The organism is Bacillus sp. FSL R5-0712, from assembly GCF_038593285.1.
GTDB lineage: Bacteria > Bacillota > Bacilli > Bacillales > Bacillaceae > Bacillus > Bacillus safensis.
Window position 1 is genome coordinate 3,264,449 of record NZ_CP151981.1, and the last position, 16,067, is coordinate 3,280,515.

Below are 16,067 nucleotides of genomic sequence, written 5' to 3' on the forward strand. Positions count from 1 at the left end.
TAACCTGAGGTGAGTATGCTTGTTAAAATCTACAAATCAACGAATCATTCGCGCAACAATGGATTTATTAACTGAAAAAGGCTATCAAAAAACAACAACCAAAGAAATAGCGACAAAAGCGAATGTGAGTGAAGCAACTATTTTTCGCAACTTTAAAAACAAACGCGGCGTGATTGCTGCCATTATGAAAATGAAATCAACACCGACAAAAACCCTAGAAGCAGAATTCAAAGGCGATTTATACACCGATTTGAAGTTTCTCGGTACCTATTTCCTTGAAGATTTGACTTCCAAAAAAGAATTTATTTATATCAGTATGCGAGAACCGGCTATGTATAAGGATTTAACCAGTCACGAAAAGATTTATCCTCAAGAATTGAGAGAAATGCTCATACAATATTTCAAAAAGATGGGTGCCCAGCATCATGTATTAAAAGGAAATGAAGACATTTATGCAGACATTTTCATTAGTACGTATTTCGGATTTTTCATTCAGCAGCTAGAGCAAGATTTTCAACTCGTTCTCACACAAAAAGAAGATTTTATTGAAACATGCACACACATTTTCATGAGAGGAATTTCTCCCGCTTAAAGGGTGGAATTCTTCTTTTTTACAAAAGGTGGTATACACATTGAGGTTAAAAAAAGAGAGTTTCGTCATCTATTCTTTGTTGCTTGGAGCTATACTAGTTCCAGTCAATTCAACGATGATCGCTGTCGCTCTATCATCCATATCAACTTATTATGATCAATCCCTTGCAAACATCACTTGGGTTGTCACAATTTATCTTATTGTCATGGCAGTCACTCAGCCTATCGCTGGTAAGTTAGGAGATATATACGGACACAGGCGAATGTATTTAATTGGGGTCATGCTCTTTTTAATTGGCTCAATTGGATGTGCTTTAGCTCCAAATCTAGCTTTTCTCATCACTTTTCGTTCCATTCAAGCAGCTGGCGGTGCTATTTTAACACCGAATAGCATTGCATTGATTCGTGCAACAGTATCCCCCGAAAAACTGTCTAAAACAATGGGGTATTTTGGGTTTGGAGCCGGTATTGGTGCCGCACTTGGACCTTTTATTGGTTCGATTCTTATTCAGAGTTTTGATTGGCATTCTATATTCTTTGTCAATATCCCATTCTTGTTCCTTACACTTGTTACCGGCGTATTACTCATTCCAAAAACAAAGCATACACGCTTACAAGCAAATGTAGACATCACTGGTTCACTATACTTAACCATCGGGATTGCCACACTCATTCTATGCACTAAAAGCCAATTGCTAAATGAATACTTGATCTATGGAATTCTAGCGTTGATCGTCATTCCTTTATTCTTTAAACATGTACGAAAAGTAAAGAATCCGATCATCGATTTGTCGCTTTTTAAAAACAGTTCATTTACAAACGCAAACCTGTCGATCATGCTAAGTAATTTTGTGATGTATGCCATTCTTCTAATTATGCCGCTGTTTATGGAACAACAACTTGCACTTTCTCATACACAAAGCGGTATTATTCTATCAGTATTTTCTCTTTGCATGTCTATTAGCGGCTTGTTAGGGGCAAGACTCCATCCGAAAAAAGGCGCGAAAAAAATGATTGGCTTTTCATTTCTCTGTCTGACTTTATCAGGCATCATGTTAATCACACTCAGTCAGTTCCCTACCTTACCACTGCTTATAGTGACACTTGTCGCAGGTGGAATTTCATCAGGTATTGGAATGACCAGTATGCAGATGGCTTCTTTAACGTCTGTTGATCAAAGCTTATCTGGTTCAGCATCTGGTATTTTCTCTACCTTTCGATATTTTGGCAGTATCATTTCGTCTACATTGATTGGGATCATGAGTGGTTTTCAATCTTTATTTATTGTATTAATGGGTGCAGGCATTCTTGGTTTCCTTTTATCTCAACGTGTAAAAACCAAATCAACCTCCCCATCATCTGAACATTCCGCCTAATGACTCCCTTGCTCTATGTTTAGTTAGAGCGGGGAGTTTTCATCATTTGTATCACTGTAAACTATAGCGAGTGCATCCATCAAATCCTGAAAATCATCTTTTAAAGAAGAAAAAATGGCATATGTCCAGACAAAAAAGGAACTTCAGGTACAAATGGTCTCCCTCACTTACCTAAAAGCTTTTTTTCATTCTTTCAGCATGGATAACTTCAATTTTTTTTCACAATTTTTGTGGTATGATTTTGAAAATAGAGAACGCAAAGGAGCGGAAGAATGGAACGTGTGAAATATGTTTTGATCTGTTTATCAGCTCTACTTTTATTCCTGACAGGCTGTGGAAAAGAACAGCAATTTACGCCGCCAGGCAGCTCTCAATCCATCGCTGTCATCTCTCAATTAAAAAAAGCCTCCTTTTCAATAGTTGATATACAAAAAAATAAAATGCTCTCTTCTGTGGATTTAAAACACCCACTCACTGATCTTATTCAAATCAATAAAGACGTCATCATCGCTACAAGTAAAGAGGGAGAATCCCTTATCGAAATTAATCTAAAACACGGCACAGCAACAGATTATATGAATGTGGATAAAGGACTGACTTCCCTTACATATGATGCAGCTTCTCATACATTAATCGCTGCCAACTCACAGAAAAATGTCGTTTATTTTATTGATACGGAGCGCAAAAAAATAAAATCGACTGTGAAAACTGGAAAATTACCTTCTTCTATGACTCTTTCTTCATCAGGTATTTTATTTGTTTTAAATGCAGAAAGTCATACTGTCTCCGTCATAGATATTGAAAAGGAAAAAAATATACGTACGTTTTCTGTACTTGAACGGCCTTCTGGAATTCATTTTGATGGACAGTTCATTTGGATCGGCGGCCACGGTAAACAAGGCACCTTAAATAAGAGTATTTTTGCTTATGACCCTAAAACTGGAAAAAAACAGCGAGAAATAAAGCTAGGCGTTATGCCTGTTGCATTTTTTCCAGAGAAAAATTCTTCTACTTTATATGTACTATGTCATGGAGATCATACGCTATACAAAGTAGATACCAAAACAAATAAACAGCTTGCTTCTGTTGAAACTGGTCAAAATCCGAATTATATCACTGCTGATAAGACATCAATTTATGTGAGTAACTTGGATGACAACTCAGTATCCATCATCGATAAACACTCACTTATCATGAAAAATCAACTGAATGTCCCATCAGGACCTTATGCTATCGTGTTGGAGGAAAAGAAATGAAGGAACAAATGCGTATTTTAATCGTAGATGATGAGCTTGATATGCTTGAGTTAATCGGGTCTTTTTTAAAGAGACATGGCTTTCACATTATCTCTGCGAATAATGGAAAAGATGCCTTGCATCAGCTTGAAAAGGAATCTGTTGACCTTGTTGTATTAGATATCATGATGCCTGACATGGATGGATTTGAAGTCTGTCAGCGTATTCGACAAACATCTCAAATACCGATTTTATTTTTAACAGCGAGGAGTTATGAGGAGGACCGAATTAGAGGACTTGAAATTGGAGCGGATGACTATATCATGAAGCCTTTCAGTCTGCGTGAGCTTGCAGCAAGAATCGAAACCACTCTGAGACGAATTAGAGGTCTTTCGCTAAAGCGCAGCCGAATACAGATTGGTGACATGGAGATTGATCAAGATGGCAGACAAGTTTACCTCCATCAACAGCCCGTTAATTTAACAAGAAGAGAATTTGATTTACTCATGTTTCTTTTGCTCAACCAAGGACAAGTGTTTTCACGAGAACACCTTTATCAAAAATTGTGGGAATCACATTCAACGAGCGGCTCTTTAAGAACTGTCGATACACATATCAAAACGCTGCGACTGAAATTAAAGGAAGCAGAACGATATATTAAAACCGTTTGGGGTGTCGGCTATAAGTTTGAGGAGGCAGAATGAAGCCATTATCGATTAAAAAGAAAGTACTCTTCTTAATCCTTGCAGTGATCGGAATCGTTGCAGCCTCAGCGCTTGCCCTTACCTTTTACTTATACCAGCATTTATATATTGATAAACAGATCGATTCCTTAAGTTTGCAAGGTAAGAAGCTGGCAGAAATCTATCACACACATGGGAAAGACAAGTATTTTACCGACAGAATGAAATGGGCAAATGACTCAAGTCAGGCAAGCATTATTTTTACAGATGATCCAATGGAGCTTTCAAGTGGACTTCCTTTTGATACGGACACAAATGATAATCTCATTACGTTCAAAGAACGCCAAAAGCTCCTTCAAGGTGAAACCGTCGTGTTAATTAGAGAACACCCAAAGTTTCACCAAGATATTCTTGGCATCGCCATCCCTGTTTTCTCAAGCAATGATGATCTATCGGGAACTATTTTCCTCTCCATGCCCTTATCAGATGTATATGAACCCTTTGTCCAAATTAGATTGACGCTTGGCATATCCACCTTAATGATTCTGCTCCTGATATTCGTGATTGGATATAAGAGCTCCAATAAAGTAGTGCAGACAATTAATAAAATGAAAGAAATTGCAATGGAAATGGAATCTGGTGATTTCTCAAAACGAATGGCCGTAACCAAAAAAGGAGATGAGTTAAACCAGCTCAGCCGCTCCTTTAATAAACTGTCTTCAACCCTCGAAAAAGTTGAACAGCACCGCAGGGAATTTCTTGCGAATGTCTCTCACGAACTTAGAACGCCTTTAAGTTATATGAAAGGCTATGCAGAAGGAATTGAAGAAGGGATTATTGATCAAAAAAAAGGAATGCAAATCATCCAAGATGAGGCCACACGTTTAAGCCGGCTTGTACACGATCTTTTAGATCTTGCACAGTTAGAAGGTGACTCCTATCCACTTACGATGGAGCCAATCGTTTTTGCACAGCTCATTCACGATGTTCTTGATCAAATGGCATTCATCGCTGACAAAAAAAGCATTACTTTCAAACAAACGCTTGAAGAGGATTGTATTGTTTATGGTGATAGCGACCGTCTCCAACAAGTGATACGTAATTTACTGGACAATGCCATTCATTACACACCATCTGGAAAATCAATATCGATTGAATTACAAGTTCACCAAGGTGTTGCTGAATTGAAAGTGACCGACGAAGGCAGCGGTATTCCAAAAGAAGATCTCCCACATGTTTCTGAGCGATTTTATCGTGTAAATAAAGCACGAACAAGAAAGGATGGCGGCTCTGGCCTTGGACTAGCCATTGTCTATCAAATCATTAAAAAACATCATGGAACATTCGACATTCAATCTGAACCTGGCTTTGGTACGACAGCCATCATTCAACTTCCCAATGCTCCATTCAATGAGAGCTCACCTACACTATAGCTACTCACATATTTTAAAATATCATTTGGAATTACTATTTTATCAATAAATTCAGCAACCATATGATTTTCTACAACTTGAACAGCTCTTTTCACCAAGAGCTGTTTTTATTTCTAAAAAATAAAAAAATGGTCTTTTTTTATTAACATTTTATTCATATTTGCTTGTTACACTTTTTTCAAGTGAAAAAAAGGAGTGACTTGCTTTTGATCAGACGTTTTCAGAAATTTGATATTTATTTATTTTTCATATTGATCTTATCTGCCATCTTAAACATTTATAACATTTGGGAAGATGACACGGTGAATGCGTATTATACTGCGGCTGTCACAAGTATGATGCAAAGCTGGCATAATTTCTTCTTTGCTTCATTTGATCCAGCAGGATATGTCACGGTGGATAAACCCCCGCTCACCTTCTGGCTGCAAACGATCAGTGCCAAAATTTTTGGTCTGCATGGATGGAGCGTCATCTTGCCTCAAGCTTTAGCAGGCATTGGATCTGTTTATCTGATCTACCGTCTTGTCAAACCAACTTTTGGTCAAGCAGCGGCGAGATTAGCGGCACTTATCATGGCGTGTACACCTATTGCGGTTGCTGTATCTCGCACAAATAATATTGACAGCTTACTTGTCTTTATACTTTTACTAGCAACAGGAATGATGTTCAAGGCTGTAAAACAGCAAAAGGTGCTTTGGGCGATTGCTTCGTTTGCGATGATTGGCGTCGGCTTTAATACAAAAATGCTGCAAGCCTATATGATCGTACCAGCACTCATTCTTTTTTACATCATTGCCTACCGAACGACATGGAAGAAAAAATTGTTATCACTGATGATTTCAATGATTGTTCTTTTAGGTGTATCTGTTTCCTGGTCTATAGCGGTTGATCTCACTTCCAAAGACAATCGTCCTTATATGGGATCTAGTCAATCGAACTCAGCACTAGAATTAGCCTTTGGTTACAACGGTCTTCAGCGGTTGACTGGTCAACAGTCTGGCGGGGGAGGCGGCACAAATCAGGGTGAGGGACAGCCGCCTTCACAGCAGGGTGATCAGCAAAATGACAATGATTCATTCACCATGCCTCAGCCGCCATCTAATGGAAATCAAAACAACTCAGACAATTCAAACCAATCATCCAGTCAGAAACAGCCTTCAACGCAAGGACCACCAAGCAATGCAAACGGCACAACACCACCTGATATGCCTTCAGGCGGTAATGGTGATGGACCGCCAAATGGCGGGGGCGGAAAAATGGGAAATGGCTCCGGCATGTTTGGTACAGGAACCAAGGGACCGTTACGTCTGTTCCAATCTGAACTGTCCGATCAAATCAGCTGGCTGCTTCCATTTGCGATATTCGGTGCGATTGGTATCTTCTTCTCGACTGCCTTTGAAAGAAGACGTCTCAATACAAAACAAAAAGAAACACTATTTTGGTCAGCATGGCTTATTCCTGTTGCTGCATTTTTCAGTGTAGCAGGATTTTTCCATCATTATTATTTGATCATGCTGGCACCGCCAATTGCTGTATTAGCAGGAGCCGGATGGGTTTCTATGACACAATTATTTCAAACAGGAACTGGCTTTAAAAAATGGCTGCTTCCATTTGCGATATTCGTCACAACCGCATTTGAAATCTTTATTCTATCCACTTTTACAAGCACGATCGGTCTTGGACTAAGCATTGCAGTCGGTATCATTGGTGTTGGAACAATCCTTTCTCTGCTTTTGGTAAAAGGAAAAGAAAAACTAAAACAATTCGTGTCTCTCATTGCCATCCTTGGCATGCTGATTGCACCACTATACTGGGCAAGCACACCTCTTCTTTATGGGGGAAACAGTATGCTTCCAGAGGCTGGTCCTCAGCTTGCAACTTCAAGTGGCAGCATGAGTTCACAAGTCAATGAAAAGCTAATCAGCTATCTTGAGAAAAACAATACGGGAGAAGAATTCCTATTCGGGACAACAGATGCAACCACTGCTTCACCTTACATTATTAAAACAGGAAAAGCTGTTATGGCATTAGGTGGATTTAGTGGATCTGATAACATTCTCACGCTTAGTGAATTCAAACAGCTCGTCAAAGACGGCAAAATCAAGTACTTCTATCTTTCTGGTATGAGAGGCGGCAGCTCTGACATTCTCACTTGGATTCAAAAAAATGGCAAAGAAGTATCTGCTTCTAAATGGCAGAACAGCTCTACATCCAAAACGAACCAGCAAACAGACAGCCAACAATCAGAACAAAATGATCAGTCAAATGGAAGAATGGGCGGAATGGAGAGCGGCACTCTTTATGAACTATCCGTTGATTAATTCATCTATTAAAAGGGAGGAAGGATGACTGATGGAAAAGAACATACGATATTCTATTGTAGTCCCAGTCTATAATGAAGAACTTGTGATCCATGAATCCTATCAGCGACTGAAAACAGTCATGGATTCGACAGGAGAAGCATACGAACTTCTCTTCGTCAATGACGGTAGTATGGATCGAACAGCTGAACTAATTAAAGGGTATTCCCAAAACGATCCGAATGTAAGACTCATTGATTTCTCACGTAACTTCGGACACCAAATTGCCATTACAGCTGGGATGGATTATGCAAAGGGAGAAGCGGTCATCGTGATAGATGCAGACCTACAAGATCCGCCTGAATTGATATTAGAGATGATCGCAAAATGGAAAGAAGGCTATGAAGTCGTATACGCCGTGCGCACCAAACGAAAAGGCGAAACTTTTTTCAAAAAGCAAACCGCTTCCCTTTTCTATCGCGTTTTACGTCAAATCACCGAAGTAGATATCCCAATCGACACCGGTGACTTCAGGTTAATGGATCGTAGAGTGTGCCATGAAATGAGAAAAATACGAGAAAAAAATCCATTTGTTCGCGGCCTAGTCAGCTGGGTAGGTTTCAAACAAATTGCAGTAGAGTACGTTCGAGATGAACGTCTAGCAGGAGAAACAAAATACCCGCTCAAAAAGATGCTCAAGCTCTCGATGGATGGAATCACTTCCTTTTCCTATAAACCTTTGAAGCTAGCGAGTATAGCAGGAATTGCCCTTTCCGCTATCGGATTCATTTCAATGTTTCTTGTACTTTACTTAAAGCTTTTTACAAACAGCACCATTACAGGATGGAGTTCATTAATTGTCATACAGCTGTTCTTTAGCGGCATCATCCTCTTTATGCTGGGAATGATTGGAGAATACATCGGCCGAATCTACGACGAGGCAAAAGATCGACCACTTTACATCGTAAGAGAGAGCTACGGGCTTCAGTCAAAGCCACAGCCTGTTCAACCCCCTGTTCATTTCAAGCAATACAAACAGCATTAAAAAAGCGTGTGAGACCTCTTTAAAGGTCCCGCACGCTTTTTATATTAAGCGGCTGTGTCAAACCGCTTTTTGTTGATGAAGAAAGAAAGAGTAATTATCAAATAAATGCCCATTGTGACCATCGTTTGGATAATTGGAGTTGTTGACACAACGCCGATGAAAATGGCAATGATCGCAATCACAGAAAACCATGTTGTGAAAGGATACAGCTTCACGCGATATCCTCCTGGTTCTGCTACACTTCGAGATTTTAAATGCCCGACAGCAATAATAAACCAGATGAATAAGACCGTATAGCTTAAAGATCCCATTAAATAATTAAAGGTTTGACTTCCTACAAAAAGAGAAATCAATACAGCGGCATACAATGTAGATGTACACACTAGGATCGCTCTAACAGGCACCTGCTGTTTTGATAGCTTTGAGAAGCCCTTCCATATACGTCCATCCATCGCTTGCGTATAAAGTACCCTTGAGGATGCGTACAGCCCAGAGTTCATAGAAGACAAGATCGCTAGTAAAATGATACCGTTCATGATGTCACTCGCGTATGGCACGCCAATTGTTGCAAACACGGTGACGAATGGACTCACTTGCTCATTGTTTACTTGATTCCAAGGAATCAAGCTGACGATGATGAAGAACGGCAGTACATAGAAACCGATGATTCGTACAAATGTACTTTGGATGGCCTTTGGGATGACTTTTTCAGGGTTTTTTGTTTCTGCTAATGTGACCCCGATCATTTCAGTCCCGCCATATGAATACACCACAACAAGCATGGCCGCAATTAAGCCGCCTGTTCCATTCGGGAAAAATCCTCCGTGGCCGGTTAAGTTGGATAATCCCGGTGCTGCATGCTGACCAAATGAGACAAACAACATGGTTAACCCAATGATAATAAATAAAAGAATGACAGCAATTTTAATAGAAGCTAACCAGTACTCCGTCTCAGCAAACATTTTAACAGAACAAACATTGATCAATGTCACAACAAGTGAAATGATTAACACAAGTATCCAAATCGGCACTTGTGGGAACCAGTACTGAATAAAGATCGCAGATACGATTGCTTCTGCTGCAATGTTCAACACCCACATTTTCCAGTATATCCAGTCTAAGAAATAAGCCGGATATTTGCCTAACACCGGTTCAATTAAATCACGGAATGTTCTTGCGCCAGGTCGTGCAACCGTCATTTCGGCAAGTCCTTGCATAATAAATAATAAAATAAGACCACCAATCATATATGCCAAAATGACAGCAGGACCTGCGATATCAATAGCAGAGCTGCTTCCTTTAAACAGACCAGCACCAATTGCACCGCCAAGTGCGAGCATCATAATATGCCTTGACGTCATTGTTCGTTTTAACTGCACATGTTCCTTTTCCATTTTCTATAGCTCCTTTAAATTTGAACCTTCAGACAAATATAGGATAAAAGCATATAAAAAGGCCAGTCATCTCCTTGAAGAGACGACTGACCTTGCAACCGCGTTACCACTCTAATTGATTCAGCCATAGCTAAATCCAACTTAAAACCCGTTAACGGAGGTCACACGTAAAGACTTACTATTCATTCAGTCTTACCGCTCTTTGAGCGAGTTCAATGATTCGTTTTACTGCGTTGCACCAACCCGCAGCTCTCTAAAAAAAACGGATGTTCATCTACTATTCTCAAGTCAAAGCGTTTATAGTCAATTTGTATATTCATCAAAGATTTTATTTTTTAAATATACTGACTAACCACGCAATTGTCAACATCCTTTTTCAGACATTCTCTTTTAACGAATCCAAACAGCGACTTCATCCATCGGACGGCGCGTTTTGCCGCGCTTCGGCTCAGTCACACGATAACCAAAGGCTGCCATGACAGAAATATCATACTGACCATCCTCAAGCAGCCCTTCTTCATCTAGAATGCGATGAATCTCATCGTAGCTGAATCCCTCGACCGGGCATGAATCAATGCCAATTTGTGCAGCGGCTGTCATCATGTTTCCAAGGGCAATATACGTTTGTTTTGAAGCCCAATCAAAGAGCGTACGTTCATTTTCTAACAAATGAAGATCATTCTCTTGGAATTCTTGGTAGCGTCCCTTCACCATCTCGAACGTTTCGTCTGACATTCCTTTGATTTGCTTGTTGATATATTCTGCATATGCTGAATCATAACGGGCGTCTGTTCTTGCCAAGATGATCACAAAATGGCTGGCAGTAGGAAGCTGCTTTTGCGCTCCCCATGTATACTCTTTTAATTTTTCTCTAAATGCTTCATTTTGAACAACGAGGAACTTCCAAGGCTCAAACCCTACAGAGCTTGGGGAAAGTCTTCCTGTTTCTAAAATAAATGCAAAATCATCCTCTGGTATTTTTTTCGTTGGATCAAACTCTTTTGTCGCATGGCGGAACTCATACGCCTCAATGATTTCTTTTTTTAATTGCTCTTTGTCTCGCATTGTATTCATCCTTTCTATTAACCAATTAGGGCGTTAGTTTCATCAATCCAATTTCTTTCCATTCCCATATAGAAATTGTTATGATAAAAAAACAACAGCCCGAATGTGTGATGTGATATCTCTATGGTATAAGAAAAGCTTCGAGTGATTCAAGTACGCACATTTTTGTTCGTTAGTTACCATCTTGTTCGTGTATCACCAAATTTGTCTTAGAAAGGCGTGTTAAGATGAGCGCACCATCCAATCCAGTCAGTATTGTCAATCATGGCTGTCCTGTTTCAGTGACGACAAGTGTCATCGGAGGGAAATGGAAAGGAGTGATCCTTTATCATTTGACTTGCGGACCAAAACGCTACAATGAATTGCGCCGGCTGCTGCCAAGAATTTCTCAGCGTGTCCTCACACTGCAATTGCGTGAGCTTGAACAAGACGGCGTTGTCCATAGAGAAGTCTACGAGGAGGTCCCCCCTCGTGTCGAATATTCCCTCACTTCTCTCGGAAATACATTAAAGCCTATCATCTTCGCCATGCGTGAATGGGGCGAATCCTACGGGAAAGAAGCGCGCCCAAAAGAAAAAAGCTGCCATCTCTAGCAGCTTTTTTTAAGATGAAATTGCCGTTGGTTCTTGCTGTGGATCATCCTTCACAAACAGGATGCCAAGCTGATGATGCTCCCCTTCGTAAGAAGCACGTTTCTCAAATCTTGTCTGACCATTTAAGCCAATAATCTCGAGCTTTGTTAGAGCACGATTGGTTTGAAGGGCTTCATAAAATTCCGAAACGGTTTTGACTTCAATTCCATTCACTTTTGTGATGACTTCTCCGATCTCAAGCTTTAAATCAGCCGCTGGTGTATTTGGAATAATTCCCAGCACCATCAGCCCTTGATTACGCTTAGAGAAGTAGAACGGGGCAGCATTGTCATTGACCCTCTGCTTCCATGAGAGAAAGGCTCTTCCTATCACCGCAATCAATACAGCTCCCCAAGCAATCGGTTCAAACCAAATACTTGCAGCACCTAATAAGGCGACAGCGAGTCCGAGCATGAGAATACGCCGCGCTGTAATTTGAATACTAACAATTGGCAGTGAGCCTTGAATTCTCTGACCGAATCCGATGATATATGGAATCAAAATAAATGAAAAGCTTTGATCATGCACTTGAAGCACCGGCCACCATGGCAGAGAAGAAGTGAATTCACCTGCCGGCATCAGCAAAACAAGCGGTAAAAGCCACAGACGGTTTGCCCGCTGCTGACCAATTAAAAGTCCTCTCGCACTCATCACCATAGCAGGCGATGTACGTAAATGCGCCGTTCGATAGGCTAGAATCCCCTCGGTCATTAATAGAAGTCCTAACAGAATGACAACGGCTGATGCATTCATGATTGAGAGCTGCGGCAGCCAAGAATGACTCACTTGGAAATGCATCAGTCCAAGTGCCGCAATAAAACTGAAACCGAGTGTGTATGCAGACGAAAGCGCACTCGCCTTAAAGAATAAAGAGAAAACGATGGTCATCGCTGCAATCAGCACGATGAATCCAGGGGGGAGGGCAATCCCTAAGCCTACTGAAATAACGGATAGGCAAATCCCTAGAATCCATCCCTTTGAATATGTAAATTTAAGTTCATCGTATACATCTTCTATTCTTGTTTGAAACGCTTTTCTCTCCCGCTTTACGCGGATGTAGCCATGCAATAGGCTGATTAATATCATGAAATAAAAAAGAGGATGGATTAAAAACAGACCGACCGCTTTTAATCCGGCTCCCATCCACTCCGAGCTCATTATCGTTCACCGCCCAAGTCAAGCATTTTCTCTTATTCTATCAAATAAATCGATGCTTGACATCAGGTTTATTTCTCCTGATTCATCCAAAGTGTGACATTCGACAGTGAAAAATCTTTTAAGTAGTGATTGACATCTACATCTAGTATGCCGCCGAGCAGCTGCATCGACCTCTTGATGTCGGTTAAGTTTATACCAAGTCTCTTATGATTATCCATTAAATAATTGAAGTATATCTCAGCACAGTCTTCATCGATTTCGTCGACTGATTCTACCGTTGTGTAATTGACCAAGTACCTGCTTAACAGCATGAGCAGACTTAATGCCTTTGTAGCGGAAAACGTCACATCTTTCGTACGACTCTTAAGTTCCTCTACCAACTCGTAATATTTTTTCTCTCTCACAATACTTGCCCTTTTCAATTGTGTACCCCCATTTACTAGTTCTTTTAAGAAAAGCGCAAACCTCGGTACAGCTTAATGCTCAAGCTGAATATCCGCAAAAAATAAAATATTTAAAATGAGTGCTACTTTTTATTGTAAGAATTATTTATGTAACATACAACTTTCAAAAGTTTCATTTTCATGACATGTTTAAATCAACAGAAAGTCTCTTATATACATATGTTATCGGGTAAAATTGAAGGAATGTTATGTTTTTTGTAAAATAAATGAATATATTTCTCGATATAATTTATTTTTAATCATAAATTATTACATGTTCATGACACTTATGAACCAAAAAAAAGAGGCTTTTATTCGCCTCTTTATTTTTTAAGATATAGTGCTTTTAGTGCAGTCTGTAATTGAAGGTCATTTTTTTCGTATGATTTCACTTCATCCACCATTTTGTTCATCATTTCCGCTGTTTTCAAATCAATGACACCTGATTTATCGAGATTGTATGTGCTTTGGAAGGCAAGTACGGCCTTTTTTGTTTCTTCATCAAAGTATCCATCTACTCTGCCAGGGTCAAATGACAATCCCTTTAACAGCGTCTGCGCTTGTCTCACTTCTTCATTGTTCATATCAAGCTGAAGGGGTTCTTTCAGCTGAAGCGGACCTGCGGTAAAGTAATCCGGCTGATGAATCGCAATTGTCGGTACGACGCCTTTTTTGTGAATCCAATTGCCTTTTGGCGTGAGCCATTTATACAGCGTTAATTTAATATTACTTCCATCTCCCATCGGAACCGCCTGCTGCACAGTTCCTTTTCCAAAGGAGACATCACCGACAACTTCATACTTTCCAGCTTCTTTCATGGCTCCAGCAAGTATTTCCGAAGCGGAAGCACTGCCTTTATCAATTAAGACGTTGACTGGGTAAGGCTTTTGTTCTTTTAGTTTTGAAAAATATCGTTTCCGGTCGCCATTCCGTTCTGCGATTTGAATATAGGGCTGATCCTTCGTAATAAAATGTTTCAAAATATCTTCCACACTTTGCAGATAGCCGCCAGGGTTTCCTCTCACATCCAGTACAAGGCCTTCTATGCCCTTTTTCTCGAGCTGTTTCAGGCTTGACGTGAAATCCTTCGCCGTATCTTCAGAGAAGCTGGAGATCGCAATATAGCCTGTTTTATGACCATTGACCTCTTTTACAGTGGAAGTCACTGTTTCAAGCGGGATTTCTTCTCGTTTGATATGGAACGTCAGCTCTTTTTCAATCCCGTTTCGTTTGATTGTTAAGGCGACAGACGTTCCTTTTTTTCCTCTTATTTTCAGTACAGCATCGTTTAAGCTTTTTTCTTTCATCGGTGCACCGTCAATGCTGATGACCTCATCTTTTGGCTTTAGACCTGCTTTTGCCGCAGGGGATTTTTTAAAGGCGGAGACGATAATGATCTTTCCTTCATCCATCCCCACTTCTGCCCCAATTCCCTCAAAGGAAGAATCAAGCGAATCAGAAAATTGCTTTGCGGTCTGCTTGTCCATGTATACTGAATACGGATCGTTTAACGTCGAAAGCATTCCTTGGATCGCGCCTTCAAGCAGCTTTTGCCGATCCACTTCCTCTACATATTCATTTGAAATAAGGTCATAGGCTTTCTCAATCTTTTCCATCCCATTCTCTTTCGCCTTATCACTTGATTGAGCTTGTCCAGCCATTGCAGCGGCTGCTTGCGGTGACTCCGCATGAGTTCCCTCTTTATGCGTCATCACACCTGCACTTATTAAGAGAACGACACTTGCCATAATAGATGCGATTTGTTTTTTCATATTTGGCCTCCTTCTTCAACTCTTCCTGATGACCTGAGTTATTATATGCCAGAAGAAGGGATTTCATGTAAAGACATTCTCCCGTGAAGGCTTGACGAATCATTTTATTAGGTGTAATTTTTATTTTGTTATGATTGAGAAGGAGTCTTCGCTATGTATATTATCTTGACGATGCTTTTATTAGGAATTTTATTAGGTTTTGTAGGAGCAGGCGGGGCAGGATTTGTCATCGCATTGCTAACGTTAATTTTTGATATCCCTATCCATACAGCACTCGGGACGTCATTAGCCGCCATGGCATTTACGACACTATCAGGTGCATACAGCCACTACCGGGAAGGAAATATTCAGCTGAAATCTGGTTTGATTGTCGGGGCTCTTGCTTGTATCGCTTCTTTTGCTGGGGCTAAGGTTGCTCCTTTTATTCCAGAAGAGAGTCTGCACTATTTAACAGCAGGAATGCTTTTTTTATCCGCTGTTTTTATGATGATCAAACTATTTGTTCTTAATGAAGAGGCTGAACAGCAGCCGCTTTCTTCACGCCAGCTGATGACAAGAGGCATTATTTTAGGCCTTGTATCTGGGATGCTGTCAGGCATGTTTGGTATCGGGTCTGCCCCATTCATTCAAGTAGGGCTTTTGATTTTACTGAAGCTGTCGATTAGGCAAGCCGTTGGCACGACCATGCTTGTCATTATTCCGATTTCCATCGGCGGTGGAATTGGATATATTTCAGAGGGTTATGTTGATTTTATCTTGCTGATCCAGATATTAATTGGAACCGTATTAGGCGCATTTATCGGCGCGAAATTTACACGCCTTGCACCGAAGCTCTTATTGAAATCAGCTGTTCTGTTAACACCTATTATTGCCGGATTACTGCTGCTGTTTTAATTCTATTTAGACCAAAAAAGCCGATAACATCATGTTATCGGCTTTT

General features: G+C 40.3%; 14 protein-coding genes and 1 other annotated feature. Of the genes, 9 read left to right on the top strand and 5 right to left on the bottom strand.

The annotated features are described in order from the left end of the window. Positions 1-19 precede the first annotated feature (19 nt). The 7 genes from NSU11_RS16910 to NSU11_RS16940 all read left to right on the top strand — a co-directional run bounded on the left by NSU11_RS16910 (position 20) and on the right by NSU11_RS16940 (position 8,663). The gene (locus NSU11_RS16910; protein WP_151039854.1) at positions 20-592 is read left to right on the top strand and encodes a TetR/AcrR family transcriptional regulator; all 573 of its coding nucleotides are present in this window, start codon (positions 20-22) and stop codon (positions 590-592) included. Between the two features lie 40 nt (positions 593-632). Continuing rightward, complete coding sequence (locus tag NSU11_RS16915; RefSeq protein WP_044334231.1) at positions 633-1,967, top strand: MFS transporter; 1,335 nt, start codon at positions 633-635, stop codon at positions 1,965-1,967. A gap of 272 nt (positions 1,968-2,239) precedes the next feature. Then, positions 2,240-3,223, top strand: coding sequence for a YncE family protein (locus tag NSU11_RS16920; RefSeq protein ID WP_171464718.1), 984 nt, complete (start codon positions 2,240-2,242; stop codon positions 3,221-3,223). Further along, a complete protein-coding gene (locus tag NSU11_RS16925) occupies positions 3,220-3,906 on the top strand; it encodes a response regulator transcription factor (RefSeq protein ID WP_024423590.1) in 687 nt (228 codons plus the stop codon). Before NSU11_RS16920 ends, NSU11_RS16925 begins: the two co-directional genes overlap by 4 nt. Then, a complete protein-coding gene (locus NSU11_RS16930; RefSeq protein ID WP_185853877.1) occupies positions 3,903-5,318 on the top strand; it encodes a HAMP domain-containing sensor histidine kinase in 1,416 nt (471 codons plus the stop codon). Before NSU11_RS16925 ends, NSU11_RS16930 begins: the two co-directional genes overlap by 4 nt. 206 nt (positions 5,319-5,524) lie before the next feature. After that, the gene (locus tag NSU11_RS16935; protein WP_342493683.1) at positions 5,525-7,639 is read left to right on the top strand and encodes a glycosyltransferase family 39 protein; all 2,115 of its coding nucleotides are present in this window, start codon (positions 5,525-5,527) and stop codon (positions 7,637-7,639) included. Positions 7,640-7,670: 31 nt separating this feature from the next. Further along, positions 7,671-8,663, top strand: a complete 993-nt coding sequence (locus NSU11_RS16940) for a glycosyltransferase family 2 protein (RefSeq protein WP_216099898.1) — start codon at positions 7,671-7,673, stop codon at positions 8,661-8,663. A gap of 44 nt (positions 8,664-8,707) precedes the next feature. Here the strand turns inward: NSU11_RS16940 and NSU11_RS16945 are convergent, their stop codons facing one another. Together NSU11_RS16945 and NSU11_RS16950 are read right to left on the bottom strand one after the other, a co-directional pair. Beyond that, entirely contained in the window at positions 8,708-10,057 is a 1,350-nt protein-coding gene (locus NSU11_RS16945; protein ID WP_342493684.1) for an amino acid permease, read from the bottom strand. Between the two features lie 75 nt (positions 10,058-10,132). Next, positions 10,133-10,358: a binding site (T-box leader), on the bottom strand. An 89-nt stretch (positions 10,359-10,447) separates the two neighbouring features. Then, on the bottom strand, positions 10,448-11,122 hold the full coding sequence (locus NSU11_RS16950; RefSeq protein ID WP_024423594.1) for an NAD(P)H-dependent oxidoreductase: 675 nt from the start codon (positions 11,120-11,122) through the stop codon (positions 10,448-10,450). A gap of 227 nt (positions 11,123-11,349) precedes the next feature. Between NSU11_RS16950 and NSU11_RS16955 the strand changes: the two genes are divergently transcribed. Next, positions 11,350-11,715, top strand: coding sequence for a winged helix-turn-helix transcriptional regulator (locus NSU11_RS16955; RefSeq protein ID WP_024423595.1), 366 nt, complete (start codon positions 11,350-11,352; stop codon positions 11,713-11,715). A 9-nt stretch (positions 11,716-11,724) separates the two neighbouring features. Here the strand turns inward: NSU11_RS16955 and NSU11_RS16960 are convergent, their stop codons facing one another. From NSU11_RS16960 to NSU11_RS16970, 3 genes are all read right to left on the bottom strand, one after another. After that, positions 11,725-12,912 (bottom strand): PDZ domain-containing protein, encoded by a 1,188-nt coding sequence (locus NSU11_RS16960; protein ID WP_335343452.1) that lies wholly within the window; start codon positions 12,910-12,912, stop codon positions 11,725-11,727. A 68-nt stretch (positions 12,913-12,980) separates the two neighbouring features. Continuing rightward, positions 12,981-13,334 carry a swarming motility protein SwrAA gene (locus NSU11_RS16965; protein WP_007500014.1) on the bottom strand — a complete coding sequence of 118 codons (354 nt, stop codon included), beginning with the start codon at positions 13,332-13,334 and terminating at the stop codon, positions 12,981-12,983. 344 nt (positions 13,335-13,678) lie between these two features. Then, positions 13,679-15,127, bottom strand: a complete 1,449-nt coding sequence (locus NSU11_RS16970; RefSeq protein WP_335343559.1) for a S41 family peptidase — start codon at positions 15,125-15,127, stop codon at positions 13,679-13,681. A gap of 153 nt (positions 15,128-15,280) precedes the next feature. Between NSU11_RS16970 and NSU11_RS16975 the strand changes: the two genes are divergently transcribed. Next, positions 15,281-16,021, top strand: coding sequence for a sulfite exporter TauE/SafE family protein (locus NSU11_RS16975; protein WP_024423598.1), 741 nt, complete (start codon positions 15,281-15,283; stop codon positions 16,019-16,021). Positions 16,022-16,067: the final 46 nt, after the last annotated feature.